Here is a 16278-nt window from a genome sequence, read left to right as displayed (position 1 = left end):
GGCTCGGCTAAAAGGTTTCGGAAGGAAACGGAAGAGCGGCCCGCGTGACTTGTGTCAGCAGGGAATGATGCAGCCGGGGATGATGGCCGTGCTCGTCATGAGCTCTGCCTAGCAGAGCCGTCCGGCCCCGTCCAGCGCGGCTCTCGATAGCCGCCGGTGGCGATGACGCCGGGCATGGGAGCCTCCGCCCCCTGCCAAAGGCTCGGCGCGACCCCCGTCACCCGCCGAAACTCCCTGTTGAAGTTCGATTTCGTGTTGAAACCGCTGTTCAGCATCGCCTCCGTCACGCTGGCGCCGCCCTCGATCAGGCGGCAGGCATGGTGGATGCGCCGGGCGTTGACGAAGCGAGAGACGTTCTCACCCGCCCCTCTGTTCACCGCCGCCGACAGCCGCTTTTCCGGAAGCTGCAGCCGCCGCGCCAGCCGCGAGAGCGTCAGGCCCGGGTCGAGATGCAGCGGATCGCGCGCCAGCACGGCCTCGACCCTCGCCAAGATCGCGCTGTCCTCGGCCCCCGTCTCCTCGTCCGGTTCAGCGGGCGTGGCCACCCGATGCTCCTTCTCGGGGCCCGAGGCGGCAGGGCTGCCGCTGAGCAGGCCGAGAAGCAGCAGCGCGAGCGAGGACGAGACGGTGATCACCCAGCCGGTCCAGCCGGCATGGCCGGTCATGTAAGCCAAGGCGATCGCCGCGTCCGCGGCGGCAGAGCCGATCAGGGCCCAGCCCAGCCCCCTCCAGATCAGCACCGGCACCTGCCCCGCCTCGAGCCGCGCGAGCGGCATGTCGGGGGCGCGGCGCAACCGCAGCAGCATGGCGATGCCGTAGCCAAGGAAGATCGCCATCACCACCGGATCGGTCATCCCGGGCGCAAGGATGCGGCAGAGGGCGGCGCCCACCGGTGCCGCCAGATGTACCGCCACCCGGCGCGGCGCGAGGCGGCCGAGCATCGCGTCCCGAAACGTGATCAAGGCCAGCGGCGGGATCATCGCGGCGCTGACCGGCAGCACCGGGCGCAGGACCTCGATGCCATAGCCGCCCACCAGCGCGACCAGGGCGGATTGCGCGGAACAGGCCGCGAGAAAGGCGATCAGCAGCGGTCGGCGCTCCGACAGCGCGGCGCGCAGGGCGATGTAGCCCAGGACCAAGGCGACGAAGGCGGGAACGGGAAGCATCGGCATGGCAGGTCTTCTATCCTGGATCCGGATCGAGGCGACCTTTTTCCCGGATAAAGGACGCCAGACCCGTCCGGCGCGGCCCAGAGAGAGGCAGGATCACCACAAGGACGCCCCCTATGACACGCCTGACCCTGCTCGCCGCGCTGGCCTGCGCCGCCGCGGCCCCCGCCGACGCCGAGATGCTGCCCGGCTACGACCGCTTCGATCTGAACGCCGCCCACCGGGCCCGGCCCGTCGCGGCCTCCCTCTGGTATCCAGCGGCCGGGCCGACCTACCGCGCCCCGGTCGGCGACGGCCCGCTCTTCGAGCCGAGTTTCGCCTTCATCGGCCCGGCTGTCGCCGAAGGGCCGCATCCGCTGGTGCTTCTCTCGCATGGATCGGGCGGTTCCGCGGACGGCCTCGGCTGGCTCTCCTCCGGCCTCGTGGCGCGCGGCGCCATGGTGCTCGCGGTCGATCACCCGGGCTCGACCAGCGGCGACAGCTCCCCGCGCCGCTCCACCGATCTCGCGGCCCGCGGCGCCGACCTCACGGCGGCGCTGGACGCGGTCCTGTCCGATCCCGCCTTTGCCCCCTTCGTGGACGCGGAGCGGATCGGTGTCTTCGGCTTCTCTCTGGGCGGCGCCACGGCTCTTGGCCTCGCGGGGGTACGCTTCGACGGCGCGGCCCAGGACAGAGGCTGCGAAGCCGGGCCGGAGGCCGGCGATTGCCGGTTCTTCGTCCAGGGCGGCGTGCACTTCGCCGACGAGCCCGGCTTCGAGGCGGGTTTCCGGGACCCCCGCATCACCCGCGCCGCGATCGTGGATCCCGGCTTCGGCGGGGCGGTGCAGCCCGGCAGCCTCGAGACGGCGCTGGCCGGGATCACGCTGATCAACCTCGGCAGGGCGCACCGCCTTGCCGCCGCCGATGTCGGGCCCGAGGGCAATGACCTCGCCCGCCGCCTGCCGGGGGCCGACTACAGGGTGATCGCCCCGGCGAGCCATTTCACCGCGCTCGCCCCCTGCAGACCCGGCGGCGCGCAGATGCTGGAGGAGGCGGGAGAGGATCCGATCTGCACCGATCCGCCGGGCGCGAGCCGCGCGGATGTCCACGAGAGCCTGATCGAGGCCGTCGCTTCGGCCCTAGGCCTCTGAAGCGGGGGGCGCGACGTCCAACCCGCGCCCCCCTTTCTTCTCTTTGCAAATATCCCGGGGGTGCGGGGGCTGGCCCCCGCTCCGCCCGTCTCAGCGCGTCAGACGCTCGGCATGCCAGGCGACGTGGTCGCCCGCGAAACTCGCGACAAAGAAGTAGCTGTGATCGTAGCCCTCCTGCATCCGCAGCACCCCCGGCGTGCGGGTCCGGGCGAGGGTATCGGCCATGGCCTCGGGCTGCAGCAGCTCGAGGAACTGGTCCTCGGTGCCTTGGTCGATCAGGATGTCGCCGGTCCAGCCGCGGCTTTCCAGAAGCTGGCAGGCGTCATGCTCGGCCCAGACCGCCTCGTCCTCACCGAGGTAGGCGGCGAACTGCTTGCGGCCCCAGTCGCTGGTCGTGGGCGTCACGATCGGCGCCAGCGCCGAGACCGAGGCATAGGCCTCGGGGTTCTTCAGCGCCAGCGTCAGCGCGCCGTGCCCGCCCATGGAATGGCCCATGATGCCATGCTTGCCGCTCAGCGGCAGGCCCTCCTCCGCCAGAAGCCGCGGCAGCTCGTCCAGCACGTAGTCCTGCATGCGGAAATGCGGCGCCCAGGGGTCCTGCGCGGCGTTCAGGTAGAACCCCGCGCCCTGCCCCAGATCGAAGGCCTCGTCGTCCGCGACGCCCTCGCCGCGCGGCGAGGTGTCGGGAAAGACCAGTGCCAGCCCGTGCCGGGCCGCGTGCTGCTGCAGCCCGGCCTTGGTCATGCCGTTCTCATGGGTGCAGGTCAGACCGGCGAGGTACCACAGCACCGGCACCGGCCCCGCCTCGGCCTGCGGCGGCAGGTAAAGACCGAAGGTCATCTCGCAGGACAGCGCCTGCGAGGCGTGGCGATAGACGCGCTGGCGGCCGCCGAAGCTGCGGTTGTCGGAAATCAGCTCCACGCTCAGTACTCCACGATGGCGCGGATCGACTTGCCCTCGTGCATCAGGTCGAAGCCGTGGTTGATCTCGTCCAGCTTCAGGCGGTGGGTGATCATCGGGTCGATCTCGATCTTGCCCTCCATGTACCAGTCGACGATCTTCGGCACGTCGGTGCGCCCGCGCGCGCCGCCGAAGGCGGTGCCCTTCCAGACGCGCCCGGTGACAAGCTGGAACGGCCGGGTCGAGATCTCGGCCCCCGCCGCCGCGACGCCGATGATCACCGACATGCCCCAGCCGCGATGCGTGCATTCCAGCGCCTGCCGCATCACGGTGGTGTTGCCGGTGGCGTCGAAGCTGTAGTCCGCCCCGCCGATCAGGTCGCCGCGCCGCTTCGTCAGGTTGACGATGTAGGGCACGATGTCCTCGCCGATCTCGGAGGGGTTGATGAAATGGGTCATGCCGAATTTCTCGGCCATGGGCTTCTTGTCGTTGTTCAGATCGACGCCGATGATCATGTCGGCGCCCGCCAGGCGCAGGCCCTGGATCACGTTCAGCCCGATCCCGCCGAGGCCGAAGACGACGGCGGTCGCGCCGATCTCGACCTTGGCGGTATTGACCACGGCACCGACGCCGGTGGTGACGCCGCAGCCGATGTAGCAGGCCATGTCGAAGGGCGCGTCCTCGCGGATCTTGGCGACCGCGATCTCGGGCAGGACCGTGTAGTTCGAGAAGGTCGAGCAGCCCATGTAGTGATGGATCATCTCGCCATCGAGCGTGCTGAAGCGCGAGGTGCCGTCAGGCATCAGCCCCTGCCCCTGGGTCGAGCGGATCGCGGTGCAGAGGTTGGTCTTGCCGCTCAGGCAGGAGGCGCACTCCCGGCACTCGGGCGTGTAGAGCGGGATCACGTGATCGCCCGGCTTGACGGTCGTCACGCCCTCGCCGACCTCGACCACCACGCCCGCGCCCTCGTGACCGAGGATGGCGGGAAAGATGCCCTCGGGATCGTCGCCCGAGCGGGTGAATTCGTCGGTATGGCACAGGCCGGTGGCCTTGATCTCGATCATCACCTCGCCGGCCTTGGGCCCCTCGAGGTTGACCTCGGTAATCTCGAGCGGCTTGCCGGCCTGGAAGGCTACTGCGGCGCGTGTTTTCATGGCTGGCTCTCCGGCTTTGGGTCTGTGCCCCATCATGACGGAGGCGAGCGCCGCGAGCAATCGGATCGCGGCCCGGCGGCTGTCGGTTGCCGCCGGGCCGCGGCGGTCAGGCGTAGCTGATCACCTCGATCTCGATGTCGTTCTCCTCGCGGAAGTAGAAGCGGCGGCCCGGCTCGTAATCGGCATGGCTGCCGGGGGTGTAGCCGAGGGCGCGGACCTTGTCCTCGGTCGCGTCCAGATCGGCGACGACGACGCCGATGTGGTTCAGCGCGCCGCGCGTGGTATAGCTGTCGACGGGCGCCTGCTGCGCGGCCTCGGCGCCGCGGTAGATCGCAAGGTAACTGCCGGTCCCCGGCTCTCCGACGTGCAGCGACCTGCCACCGTGGATCGCCGTGCCGGACCAGCGCACCCGCCAGCCGAAAAGCGTCTCGAGCAGGCTTGCGGTGGCCTCGGGATCGGCGACCGTCAGATTGGCATGTTCCAGATGGGCCATGCGTCGTCTCCTTTTGATGAGGGTAAAGAAACCACGCCGCGCAGGGGGCGCGGTGAAGGCCGGCGGCAGGACGAGGCCTCCGTCCGGCCCCCTCTCGGCCAGGCCATCGGCCAGAAGGCCGGAGCCGGCCTCCGGATTGGTCATGATGAACTGCATTGCACCCCCTTGCTCTTGCGTGGCGAGTCGGGTGTAATTTCTCAAGTCCACTTGAGATCAAGAACAATGTCACACCGCAAACCGCTGTCGCAGGGCCTCAGCATCGGCGATCTGGCCGCGCGCACCGGCCTCGCCGTCTCGGCGATCCGCTTTTACGAGACGCATGGCATCGTGCGCCCGCTGCGCAACGCGGGTGGCCACCGGCGCTACGACCGCTCCGACCTGCGCCGGCTCTCCTTCGCGATGATCGCGCAGCGGCTAGGCTTTCCGCTGGCCGAGATCGCCGAGCAGATGGCCGCCCTGCCCGAGGGGCGCGCCCCGAGCCGCGCGGACTGGGGCCGCATCGCCGGCGGGTTTCGCATGAAGATCGACGCCCGCATCGCCGCGCTCGAGCGGCTGCGCGACAACCTCGACGGCTGCATCGGCTGCGGCTGCCTCTCGCTCGACCGCTGCAGCCTCTACAATCCCGGGGATATCGAGGGCCGGGCCGGGCCGGGTCCGCGCCGCATCATGGGGGCAGAGAATTGACAGCCCCGCGCCGGGGTGCCACGCCCGCGGCATGAGCACCCTGTCAGCGACCCTCTCCTCGATCACCGCCGGCGGGCCCGACGGCTGGGATCTGCACCGCCGCGCCATGCGCATGATCGCAGCCGGGGAGCCGGTGATCCCGCTCTCCATCGGCGAGCATGACATCCGCACCGATCCCGCCATCCTCGCCGCGATGGATGCGGCGGCGCGGGGCGGCCGCACCGGCTATGCCGAGATCGCCGGCACCCCGGCCCTGCGGGCCGAGATCGCGGCACGGGTGCAGGCGCAGAGCGGCGTTGTCACCACGCCCGCGAACGTCATCGTCATGCCCGGCGGCCAGGCGGGCCTTTTCGCCGCGCATCGGGCTGCCTGCGATCCGGGCGACGTCGCGCTCTACGTCGATCCCTATTACGCCACCTACCCCGGCACGATCCGCGCCGTGGGCGCGCAGCCGCGCAGCGTCATCGCCGCCGCGGAGGCCGGGTTCCAGCCCGCCGAGGACGATCTGCGCCAAGCCGCGCAGGCGGGCGCTTCGCAGGGACGCACCCGCTCGCTGCTGATCAACTCGCCCAACAACCCGACCGGCGCGCTCTATTCCCGCGCCACGCTCGAAGGGATCGCACGGGTCTGCCGGGAGGCCGACCTGTGGCTGATCTCGGACGAGGTCTACGACACCCAGGTCTGGGAGGGGGCGCATCTGTCGCCCCGCGCCCTGCCCGGCATGGCGGAGCGCACGCTGGTCGTCGGCAGCCTGTCGAAGAGCCATGCGATGACCGGCAGCCGCGTCGGCTGGATCGTCGGGCCGGAGGCGGCAATCGCCGCGCTCGATGCGCTGGCGACCCATACGACCTACGGCATCCCCGGCTACATCCAGGACGCGGCCCTGTTCGCGCTGCAGCAGGGCGCGGGCTTCGAGGCGGGCATCGCAGAGCCCTTTCGCCGCCGCCGCGCGATCGTGGAGCGGGTGCTGGCGCGGACGACGTCGGTGCGGGCCGCGCCGATGCGCGGCGCGATGTACGCCATGCTCGACATCCGGGCGACCGGCCTGTCGGGCGAGGCCTTCGGCCGCCGCCTGCTGGACGAGGAGCGTATCGCCGTGATGCCGGGCGAAAGCTTCGGCACCGCGGGGGCCGGGCATGTCCGCGTCGCCCTGACGGTGGACGACGCGCGGCTGGACGAGGCGCTGAGCCGCCTCGTCGCCCTGGCAGAGCGGCTTGCCGCGCCGGCCTGAGCCGCCTCAGCCCTCGAGCGAGGCGCGCAGCACCGCCAGCACATCCTCGCGCGGCACATCGCCGGTCACGAAGGCCTCTCCGATCCCGCGCGCGAGGATGAAGCGCAGCTGCCCGGCCACGACCTTCTTGTCCTGCCCCATCAGCGCCAGCAGGTCCTCGGCCCCCGGCAGCCCGCCGGGCACCTGCGCCAGATCCGTCGCCAGCCCCATGCGCTGCAGATGCGCGCGCAGGCGCGGCGACTCTTCCTGGCTGCACAGCCCCAGACGCGCGGACAGATCGAAGGCCAGCACGCAGCCCAGGGCCACGCCTTCGCCATGCAGCAGCCGGTCCGAGTAGCCGGTCGCCGCCTCGAGCGCATGGCCGAAGGTATGGCCAAGGTTCAGCAGCGCGCGCTCGCCCTGCTCGGTCTCGTCGCGCATGACGATCCCGGCCTTCATCTCGCAGGAGCGGCGGACGGCGCGGGCGCGGGCCTGCGGATCACCCGCCAGCAGCGCGGGGCCGGCCTCTTCGAGCCATGCGAAGAAGTCGGCGTCGCCAAGCAGCCCGTATTTCATCACCTCGCCGTAGCCCGCCCTCAGGTCGCGCGGCGGCAGGGTATCCAGAAGGCCGGTATCGGCCAGCACGAGGCTGGGCTGGTGGAAGGCACCGACAAGGTTCTTGCCCTGCGCGGCATTGATCCCCGTCTTGCCCCCGACGGAGCTGTCGACCTGCGCCAGCAGCGAGGTCGGGATTTGCACGAAGCGCACGCCGCGGCGCAGGATCGCCGCCGCGAAGCCAACGAGATCGCCGATCACCCCGCCGCCGAGCGCGATCACCAGATCCTGCCGCTCGACACGGTTTTCCAGCAGCCACTCGGTGCAGCGCGCGAGCATCGGCCAGCTTTTCGTGCCCTCGCCCGGCGGCAGGGCAAGGGCGGCGCTTTCGATGCCCTCGGCGGCCAGCGCGGCCTCTAGCGCGGGCAGGTGCAGGGCGCCGACGGTCTCGTCGGTGACGATCACCGCGCGCGGGCGGCGCAGGAAAGGCGCGATCAGGCTGCCGGCCCGCGGCAGGAGGCTGGGGCCGACGAGGATGTCGTAGCCGCGTCCGGGAAGATCGACGCGGACGGTCTGGGGTTCGGTCATCGGGGCAGGCTCCGGGTCCAGGTGTCGGGATCGCGCAGGAGGCCGGGCACGGCGGCAATCGCGGCGAGGACGGCTTCGACCGCCTCGTCGAGCCGCTGTTCGCGCGTTACGCGGATGCGCAGCGCGGCCTCGGCATAGACCGGCCCCCGCTCTTCCAGCAGCGCGGCCAGCCGGCCCCGGGGGTCCGGGGTCTGCAGCAGCGGGCGATGGGTCTTGTGACGGACCCGGTCCCACAGCACCGGCAGCGCCACGTCGAGCCAGAGCGAGACGCCCTCGCGCGCCACCGCCGCACGCGTCGCGGGCGACAAAAAGGCGCCGCCGCCGGTGGCGATCACGGCGGGCGGGCGCTGCGCCAGCAGCCGCTCGATCACCTTGGCCTCGCCGGCGCGGAAGAAGGCCTCTCCGTCGCGGGCGAAAATCTCGGCGATGCTCGCCTGCGCCGCGGCCTCGATCTCGGCGTCCGAATCGTTCAGCGGAACGCCCAGCCGCGCCGAGAGCGCCCGGCCGATCGCGCTCTTGCCCGAGCCGGGCATGCCGATCAGCACGAGCGGGCGCAGCAGGGCCGGCGGGCCCTGCCAGGCAGGCGCTGCCGCCTCTTTCCGCGTGGTCTTGTTTCCGCCGGTCACGGCCCTGACGCCTCCTCGCGCTTGCAGCGCCCTGAATGGCGTGATCTTCGACGGAAGACCAGTTATAAAGCCGGAAAGACGATGGCGCGTGAAGCCGTCCATCCGCAAGGGCAAGGGGCAGGACAAGATGCTGTGGCGACTGATCTGGACGCTGATCAAGCTGGCGCTGGTATTGGCGGTTCTCGGGGGGGTGGCGCTGACGGCCTATGCCTATATCGGCCCGATGCTCTTCCCGGCGGACTTCGAGGCGCCGGTGCAGCAAGTGACCAAGCCGGTCACCCTCGAGGTGCAGGAATGACGCAAGCCCGCCCAGGGGCCCGGCGGCTGGCGCTGGCCCCGGCGCTGCTGCTGGCCCTTTCGGCGGGCGCGGCCTCTGCCCAGACCGAGGGCGAGGCACCGCTTTCGGCCATCGACTGGCTGTCGCAAAGCCTTGTCGCGCCGCCGGCGGCCCCGGCGCCGCAGCCGCCCGAGGCGGGCCGAACCGGTCCCGGGTCCGGCGCGGTTCCGGGTGAGACGCCTGTCGCCGACAGCGCCACCGTGCCCGATGTCAGCACCCGCAGCCTCGGCGCGCCCTCGCCCGACGGGGTCGGGCTGCTCGGGCCGCGGATCACCGGGCTGCCCGGCGATCTTTGGTCGGCCAGCGATGCGGCGCAGCTGATCACCCTGATCCGCGCCCTCGACACGCAGCAGACGCCCGCGATGCAGGAGCTGACGCGCCTTCTGATGCTGGCCGAGGCGCAGCCGCCCCTCGGCGCCTCCGGCGAGGCGTCCTTCCTTCTGGCGCGCACCGACCGGCTGCTGGACATGGGCGCGCTGCAGGAGGCGCAGGCCATGCTCGAGCAGGTCGGCCTCGACACCCCCGAGGTCACGCGCCGCTGGTTCGACATCGCGCTGCTGACCGGGACCGAGGATGCCGCCTGCGCCGCCATGCTGGAGCAGGCCTCCCTCTCGCCCACCCTGCCGACGCGCATCTTCTGCCTCGCGCGCGAGGGCGACTGGCCCGCCGCCGCCGTCACGCTGAACAGCGCGACCGCGCTCGGCACCCTCGATCCCGAGATCGAGGATCTGCTGCACCGCTTTCTCGACGACAACATGCACGAGGGCGCGGAGCCGCTGCGCGATCCCTCGCGCCCCAGCCCGCTGGTCTTCCGCATGCGCGAGGCGATCGGCGAGGCGCTGCCCAGCCGCACGCTGCCGCTGGCCTTTGCGCAGGCCGACCTGCGCGACACGAACCCCTGGCGGGTGCAGATCGAGGCGGCCGAGCGTCTGGTCCGCGCGGGCGGGCTCGATCCCGCGGTGCTCTTTGCCCTTTACGGCGATCACGCGCCCGCCGCCTCCGGCGGGGTCTGGGACCGCGCCGCGGCGATCCAGGCACTCGAGGCGGCGCTGCGGGCCGGACCGCCCGCCGCGGGCACAGCACCCGAAGGCGGCACCACCGCCACGCTGGACGAGGCCCTGCCCCCCGCCTGGGAGGCGATGGAGCAGGCCGGGCTGCAGGTGCCCTTCGCCCGGCACTACGCGCAGGCGCTTCTGGACCGCCCGCTCGAGGGCGAGACCGCGGCCCTCGCGCAGCGGATCGCCCTGCTCTCCCCGCTATACGAGACCGCTGCACGGGGGCTCGACGATCCGCTGGCCGCCGGCATCGCCGCCGGAGAGACCGCCGGGATCGAGCCTGCCGATCCGCGCGAGGCCGCGCTGGCGGCCGCCTTCGCCGATCACCCGGTGCCCGAGCCGCTGCAGGCGCTGGTCGAGGCGGGCAAGCCGGGCGAGGCGATGCTGCGCGCCATCGCCACCTTCGATCAGGGCGTCAGCGCAGAGCCGCAGGCGCTGGCCGATGCGCTCGCGCTGCTGCGCAGCCTCGGGCTCGAGGATATCGCGCGGCGCGCCGCGCTGCAGGTCCTGCTGCTGGACCGGCCGGCGTGACCGCCCCGGCCCACCCCTCGGGCCAATGGCCGATGGAGCGCTGGCTCTCGACCTTTCTCGAGGCGCGGGCCGCCGAAGAGGGCGCGGCGCGCAACACGCTGCTGGCCTATGGGCGCGACCTGAAGGATTTCGCCGGCTGGCTGGCGCGGCGCGATCTGCATTTCGCCGGGGCCGAACAGGCGCAGATCGAGGATTACCTCGTCGCCTGCGACGCCGAGGGGCTGAGCCGGGCGACCCGCGCGCGGCGCCTCTCGGCGATCCGGCAGCTCTACCGCTTTGCCTTCGAGGAAGGCTGGCGCGAGAGCGATCCGGCGATCCGGCTGAAGGGTCCGGGCCGCGCCCGCAGCCTGCCCGGCACGCTGAGCGTGGCGCAGGTCGAGGCGCTGCTGGCCGCCGCGCGCCAGCACCGGGACGCCGCCCGCGCCACCTGCCTGATGGAGCTGCTCTATGCCACCGGGCTGCGGGTCACGGAGCTGGTCGGCCTGCCGGTGGCCGCGGTGCGCGGCGATCCGAAGATGATCCTCGTGCGCGGCAAGGGCGGGCGCGAGCGCATGGTGCCGCTGTCTTCCCCCTCGCGGGAGGCGCTGCGCGGCTGGCTCGCCCGGCGCGACGCCGAGGAGACCGAAGGGCGCGCGAAGGGCCACCCGCCCTCGCGCTTTCTCTTCCCGGCCCGCGGGCGCGAGGGGCACCTGACGCGGCAGGCCTTCTTCGCCATGATCAAGCAGCTTGCCGCCGCCGCCGGGCTGGATCCGGCGCAGGTCACGCCGCATCGCCTGCGCCATGCCTTTGCCACCCATCTGCTGGCCAATGGCGCGGACCTGCGGGTGATCCAGACGCTGCTGGGTCACGCGGACCTGTCCACCACCGAGATCTATACCCATGTACAGCACGAGCGCCTCGCCGAGCTGGTCGAGACGCATCACCCGCTGTCGCGCGGGCCCGCGGTTGCGGCCCGACCGGCAGAGGAGACTTGATCGCCACAACCCACGCTTGATATCCTGATCCCACTTTCCTCATACGGACCAAAATGGACCCCTCCTCTCTCGACGTCGCCTTCTGGCTGACCTGCGGCGCGATCCTCGTTCTGCTGATCCTCTCGGCCTTCTTCTCGGGCTCCGAGACGGCCCTCACCGCCGCCTCGCGCGGCAAGCTGCGCACGGCCGCCGACAAGGGCAGCTCCGGCGCCGTGCACGCGCTGAACATCACCGAGGACAGCGAACGGCTGATCGGCTCTGTCCTGCTGGGCAACAACGTCGTCAACATCCTCGCCACCTCGCTGGCCACGGCCACCCTGACCCGCGTCTTCGGCGAAAGCGGCGTCGCCGTCGCCACCCTGGTGATGACGCTGCTGGTGCTGATCTTTGCCGAGGTGCTGCCGAAGACCTTCGCGATCACCAATTCGGAAAAGGTCGCCTCGCTGGTCGCGCGGCCGATCGCGCTGGTGGTCCTGGTCTTCTCGCCCGTCGTCTCGGCGATCCAGGTGCTCGTGCGGCTTCTGCTGCGGGCGGTGGGCGTGCGGACCGATCCGGGCGCCAACGTCCTTGCCGTGCGCGAGGAGATCGCCGGCGCGCTGAGCCTTGGCCAGTCCGAGGGCGTGGTCGAGAAGGAGGACCGCGACCGCATCCTCGGCGCCCTCGACCTGAGCGAGCGCACCGTCGAGGAGATCATGCTGCACCGGTCGAACATCGAGATGATCGATGCCGCCCTACCCGCCACCGATATCCTGCGCGCCGTCCTCGACAGCCCGCATACCCGCCTGCCCCTCTACCGCGAGGAGCAGGAGAACATCGTCGGCATCCTGCATGCCAAGGACCTGCTGCGGGCGATGAACCGACTGATGGCCGATGGCGCGGTCGAGGCGGCGGAGCTTGCCACCTTCGACATCATGAGCGTGGCGATGAAGCCCTACTTCATCCCCGAGACCACCACGCTCGACGATCAGATGCGCGAGTTCCTCAAGCGGCACACGCATTTCGCGCTGGTCGTGGACGAATACGGCGCGCTGCGCGGGCTGATCACGCTCGAGGATATCCTCGAGGAGATCGTCGGCGAGATCAGCGACGAGTTCGACGAGGCGCAGGAGGAGCCGATGGCCCGGACCGAGGATGGCGCCTACCTGGTGGATGGCGGCATGTCGATCCGCGACATCAACCGCCGCCAGGACTGGCAACTGCCCGAGGAAGAGGCGAATACCATCGCCGGCCTCGTGATCCACGAGGCGCAGCTGATCCCCGAGGAAGGCCAGGTCTTCAGCTTTCACGGCTTCCGCTTCGAGGTCGTCTCGAAGGAGGAGAACCGGATCGCGCTGCTCAAGCTGCGCCCGCTGGACGAGCTTTCGGCCTCGGGCTGGGAAGTCCGCTGAGGCGGCGCGCGGCCTGACGGCGGGGCTGGGGGGGCGCTGCCCCCCGTCCCGGCTGCGCCGGGCCTCCCCCCGGGATATTTGCAAAGAGAAGATGGGGGCTTGTGCTTCGGCAAGGCTGCGCCTTTGGTGTGCCGGTTTCGTCCAAGAGGTTCCGCGATGACCGACATGCCCTCCGCCGCCGATCTGCTGCACCTGCGCGGCACCCTGCCCGAGAAGGGCGAGCCGCTGTCGCTGCCGCTGACCATGAGTTCGGTGTTCCACCTGCCCGGCGATCCCGCCGGCGTGCCGGCCTACGGGCGCATGGCCAATCCGACCTGGGAGGCGGCCGAGCATGCGCTGGGCCATCTCGAGGGGGCGCCGGCGCTGCTATTCCCGTCGGGCATGGCGGCGATCGCGGCGGCCTTCTTCGCGCTCCTCAAGGCCGGGGACAGGCTGCTGCTGCCGACGGACGGCTATTACACCAGCCGGCTGCTGGCGGAGAACTACCTGGCGCGGTTGGGCGTCGAGGTCGAGCAGCGTCCGACGACGGCGTTCTCCGAAGGAGGCTTCGAGGGCTTTGCCATGGTCTTCCTCGAGACGCCCTCGAACCCCGGGCTCGACCTGATCGACATCGCCGAGACGGCGCGGGCCGTGCGGGCCGCGGGTGGGCTCACGGTGGTCGACAACACGACGATGACGCCCTTCGGGCAGCGGCCGCTGGCGTTGGGGGCGGATGTCGTCGTGGCCGCCGATACCAAGGCGCCGGGCGGGCATTCCGACCTTCTGGCCGGGCATCTGGCGAGCAACGATCCGGCGATCCTCGAGGCAGTGCGCGACTGGCGCAAGATCTCGGGCGGGATCCCCGGCGCCTTCGACGCCTGGCTGCTGCACCGCAGCCTCGAGACGCTGGAGCTACGGTTCGCCCGCATGTGCGACAGCGCCGAGGTCATCGCCGCGCGGCTCGCAGCGCATCCCGCCGTGCGGGCGGTGCGCTATCCCGGCCTGCCGGGCGATCCCTCGCATGGGCTGGCGACGTCGCAGATGACCCGCTTCGGCTTCCTGATCGGGCTGACGCTGGCGGATGAAGAGGCCGCCGAGCGGCTGGTCGACACCTGCCGCTACCTGCGCGCCGCGACCTCCTTCGGGGGCACCCACAGCTCGGCCGAGCGGCGCGCGCGCTGGGGGGACGCGGTCGATCCGGGCGCGCTGCGCCTTTCCATCGGCTGCGAGCCGGTGGAGGAGCTTTGGCAGGCGCTGGACGCGGCGCTGCGCCCGGCCTGAGGCGCAGGCAGGCAGGGTCGAGGTTTCGCGCGCCACGGTCAGAGATCCGTTGACCGATCCCCGGTTGTCTCGTAGCCTTTACAAAACGCGTCGGCCAAGTCCGACGGGGAGACACAGTCGGCCAAGTCCGACGGGGAGAGACCAAGGGAAAGGGGCCGCCGGCGGCCCCTTTTTCACGTTCTGGGCAAACTGCCGCCCTGCCGCCCCGTGCTCACGGGTTTCTTCCTGACAGTTGGCGCGGCAGCATGTTAGAGGGGCGCAGATGACCGACCCCAAAACGGGACATGACCATGCTGAAACAGCTTAAGCCCCTGACCCTCGCCGCGATCCTGGGCGCCCTGCCACTGGCGGGACCGGCCCTTGCGCAGGAGGCCGAGGCCGATGCCGCGGGCCAGGAGACCGGCGCCGCGAGTGAAGACACCGCCGGCCAGGACGCGCTGGACCTCGGGACGGCGCAGGCCGACCCCGCCGCCGCGGCGGATGCCCCCGGCCAGCCCTATATCCGCGACGAATTCGACGACTGGTCGCAGCGCTGCCTGCGGGCGCCCGAAGGCGAGGCCGAGCCCTGCCAGCTGTACCAGCTGCTGCTGGACGGCGAGGAGAACGCCGTCGCCGAGATCAGCATCCTGCCGCTCGAAGAGGGCAACCAGGCCGCTGCCGGCGTGGTGGTCGTGGTGCCGCTGGAAACCCAGCTGACCGAGCAGCTGACGCTGCAGATCGGCACCAACGAGGCGCGGCAGTATCCTTACGAGTTCTGCAACCAGGCGGGCTGCGTCTCGCGCTTCGGCCTGTCGGACGAGCAGCTGACCCAGTTCCGCCGCGGCGCCTCGGGCACCGTGCGCATCGTTCCGGCCGCGGCGCCGGACCAGGAGGTCACGCTGGACATGTCGCTGGCGGGCTTCACCGCCGGTTTCGACGCGATCAGCGAAGGCGAGTGACGCCGATCCGGCGGGGGCCCGACAGGCGGGCCCCCGTCACCCGGCCCGCAGCGCCAGAACGGCGTTGAGACCGCCGAAGGCGAAGGCATTCGACAGGGCCGCGCCCACCCGCGCCTCGCGCGCGACATTGGGCACCACGTCGAGCGGGCAGTCGGGATCGGCCTCGGCATAGCCGATGGTCGGCGGCACCACCCCGTCGCGCAGCGCGCTGAGGCAAGCCAGAAGCTCGACCGCGCCGGTGCCGCCGATCAGGTGCCCGTGCATCGATTTCGTCGACGAGATCATCACCCGCTCTGCCGCCGCACCGAAGACCGAGGCGACGGCGGCGCATTCGGTGCGGTCGTTCGCGGCGGTGCCGGTGCCATGGGCGTTGATGTAGCCGACCTCCCCCGCGGAGAGCCCCGCATCCGCGAGCGCCCCGGCGATCGCCCGCTCGGCGCCCTGCTGGCTGGGCATGACGATATCGCTGGCGTCCGAGGTCATGGCAAAGCCCGCGACCTCGGCCAGGATCTCGGCGCCGCGGGCGCGCGCGCTCTCTTCCGTCTCGAAGACGTAGACCGCCGCGCCCTCGCCCTGCACCATGCCATCCCGGTCGCGCGAGAAGGGCCGGCAGCCCCTGCGGGACATCACGCGCAGCCCCTCCCAGGCCTTCACCCCGCCGAAGCAGAGCATCGCCTCGGACCCGCCGGTCACCATCGCGGGCGCCGCGCCCGAGCGGACCATCTGGAAGGCCAGCCCCATCGCGTGGTTCGAACTGGCGCAGGCAGTCGAGACGGTGAAGCTGGGGCCCATCAGCCCGTGCGCCATCGAGATATGGCTGGCGGCGGCGTTGTTCATCAGGCGCGGCACGACGAAGGGATGCACGCGGCTTTTCCCCTCTTCGTAGACGGCGCGGTAGTTGTCGTCGGTGGTGCCGAGGCCGCCGCCGGAATTGCCCAGCACGACGCCGATCCGCAGCGCCGCCTCCCCCTCTGGCGCGAGGCCGGATTGGGCCATCGCCTCCCGCGCCGCGATCAGGGCGAACTGGGTGAAACGGTCGTAGAGCGAGAGCTCCTGCCGCGAGAAATGCTGCGCCTCGTCGAAGCCGGTGACCTGGCCGCCGATCCTGACGCTCAGCCGGTCCACGTCGCGGATCGAGAGGGGGCCGATGCCGCAGCGCCCCTCGCGCATCGCGGCGAGGGTCGAGGGCACGTCATGGCCAAGCGCATTGATCGTGCCGGCGCCGGTGATGACCACGCGATGCACCCCGGCTCGGGCCGCCGGCGCGGGGGACCGTCCTTCCTGCG

At 71.3% G+C, this 16278-nt stretch carries 16 protein-coding genes; 9 read left to right on the top strand and 7 right to left on the bottom strand.

All coding sequences use genetic code 11. The features are described from left to right. Nucleotides 1-95: 95 nt before the first annotated feature. Complete coding sequence (locus tag DFP88_RS03585) at nt 96-1172, bottom strand: helix-turn-helix domain-containing protein (protein ID WP_110813046.1); 1077 nt, start codon at nt 1170-1172, stop codon at nt 96-98. A gap of 113 nt (nt 1173-1285) precedes the next feature. On the opposite strand from DFP88_RS03585, the gene DFP88_RS03580 reads away from it, so the two are divergent. Beyond that, nucleotides 1286-2299, top strand: a complete 1014-nt coding sequence (locus tag DFP88_RS03580) for an alpha/beta hydrolase family protein (RefSeq protein ID WP_110813045.1) — start codon at nt 1286-1288, stop codon at nt 2297-2299. Between the two features lie 90 nt (nt 2300-2389). On the opposite strand, the gene fghA is transcribed toward DFP88_RS03580, so the two are convergent. The 3 genes from fghA to DFP88_RS03565 form a co-directional block, all read right to left on the bottom strand. Continuing rightward, nucleotides 2390-3226 (bottom strand): S-formylglutathione hydrolase, encoded by an 837-nt coding sequence (fghA, locus tag DFP88_RS03575; RefSeq protein WP_281268148.1) that lies wholly within the window; start codon nt 3224-3226, stop codon nt 2390-2392. Then, nucleotides 3223-4353 (bottom strand): S-(hydroxymethyl)glutathione dehydrogenase/class III alcohol dehydrogenase, encoded by a 1131-nt coding sequence (locus DFP88_RS03570; RefSeq protein WP_110813043.1) that lies wholly within the window; start codon nt 4351-4353, stop codon nt 3223-3225. The genes fghA and DFP88_RS03570 overlap by 4 nt, the downstream gene beginning before the upstream one ends. Before the next feature lie 106 nt (nt 4354-4459). Further along, complete coding sequence (locus tag DFP88_RS03565; RefSeq protein WP_342767686.1) at nt 4460-5002, bottom strand: VOC family protein; 543 nt, start codon at nt 5000-5002, stop codon at nt 4460-4462. A gap of 66 nt (nt 5003-5068) precedes the next feature. On the opposite strand from DFP88_RS03565, the gene soxR reads away from it, so the two are divergent. Continuing rightward, entirely contained in the window at nt 5069-5530 is a 462-nt protein-coding gene (gene soxR / locus DFP88_RS03560; RefSeq protein WP_110813042.1) for a redox-sensitive transcriptional activator SoxR, read from the top strand. A gap of 31 nt (nt 5531-5561) precedes the next feature. After that, nucleotides 5562-6761 carry a pyridoxal phosphate-dependent aminotransferase gene (locus tag DFP88_RS03555; protein WP_110813041.1) on the top strand — a complete coding sequence of 400 codons (1200 nt, stop codon included), beginning with the start codon at nt 5562-5564 and terminating at the stop codon, nt 6759-6761. A gap of 6 nt (nt 6762-6767) precedes the next feature. On the opposite strand, the gene aroB is transcribed toward DFP88_RS03555, so the two are convergent. Further along, entirely contained in the window at nt 6768-7883 is a 1116-nt protein-coding gene (gene aroB / locus DFP88_RS03550; RefSeq protein ID WP_110813040.1) for a 3-dehydroquinate synthase, read from the bottom strand. Beyond that, a complete protein-coding gene (locus DFP88_RS03545) occupies nt 7880-8509 on the bottom strand; it encodes a shikimate kinase (RefSeq protein ID WP_425450801.1) in 630 nt (209 codons plus the stop codon). Before DFP88_RS03545 ends, aroB begins: the two co-directional genes overlap by 4 nt. A gap of 88 nt (nt 8510-8597) precedes the next feature. Here DFP88_RS03545 and DFP88_RS03540 point away from each other — a divergent pair, with 88 nt between their 5' ends. From DFP88_RS03540 to DFP88_RS03515, 6 genes are all read left to right on the top strand, one after another. Continuing rightward, nucleotides 8598-8807, top strand: coding sequence for a hypothetical protein (locus tag DFP88_RS03540; RefSeq protein WP_110813039.1), 210 nt, complete (start codon nt 8598-8600; stop codon nt 8805-8807). Then, entirely contained in the window at nt 8804-10432 is a 1629-nt protein-coding gene (locus tag DFP88_RS03535) for a hypothetical protein (protein WP_245904660.1), read from the top strand. The genes DFP88_RS03540 and DFP88_RS03535 overlap by 4 nt, the downstream gene beginning before the upstream one ends. Before the next feature lie 32 nt (nt 10433-10464). Next, nucleotides 10465-11406 carry a tyrosine recombinase gene (locus DFP88_RS03530; protein WP_110813038.1) on the top strand — a complete coding sequence of 314 codons (942 nt, stop codon included), beginning with the start codon at nt 10465-10467 and terminating at the stop codon, nt 11404-11406. Nucleotides 11407-11459: 53 nt separating this feature from the next. After that, on the top strand, nt 11460-12794 hold the full coding sequence (locus DFP88_RS03525) for an HlyC/CorC family transporter (protein WP_110813037.1): 1335 nt from the start codon (nt 11460-11462) through the stop codon (nt 12792-12794). Nucleotides 12795-12950: 156 nt separating this feature from the next. Further along, complete coding sequence (locus tag DFP88_RS03520) at nt 12951-14054, top strand: cystathionine gamma-lyase (RefSeq protein WP_110813036.1); 1104 nt, start codon at nt 12951-12953, stop codon at nt 14052-14054. A 290-nt stretch (nt 14055-14344) separates the two neighbouring features. After that, nucleotides 14345-14992 (top strand): invasion associated locus B family protein, encoded by a 648-nt coding sequence (locus tag DFP88_RS03515; protein ID WP_110813309.1) that lies wholly within the window; start codon nt 14345-14347, stop codon nt 14990-14992. Between the two features lie 36 nt (nt 14993-15028). On the opposite strand, the gene DFP88_RS03510 is transcribed toward DFP88_RS03515, so the two are convergent. Then, on the bottom strand, nt 15029-16237 hold the full coding sequence (locus tag DFP88_RS03510; RefSeq protein WP_110813035.1) for a beta-ketoacyl-[acyl-carrier-protein] synthase family protein: 1209 nt from the start codon (nt 16235-16237) through the stop codon (nt 15029-15031). Between the last annotated feature and the right edge of the window lie 41 nt (nt 16238-16278).

This window comes from Pseudoroseicyclus aestuarii (assembly GCF_003217255.1).
GTDB lineage: Bacteria > Pseudomonadota > Alphaproteobacteria > Rhodobacterales > Rhodobacteraceae > Pseudoroseicyclus > Pseudoroseicyclus aestuarii.
The sequence above is the reverse complement of the archived record's forward strand: the minus strand, read 5'-3'. Positions and strand labels throughout refer to the sequence as shown.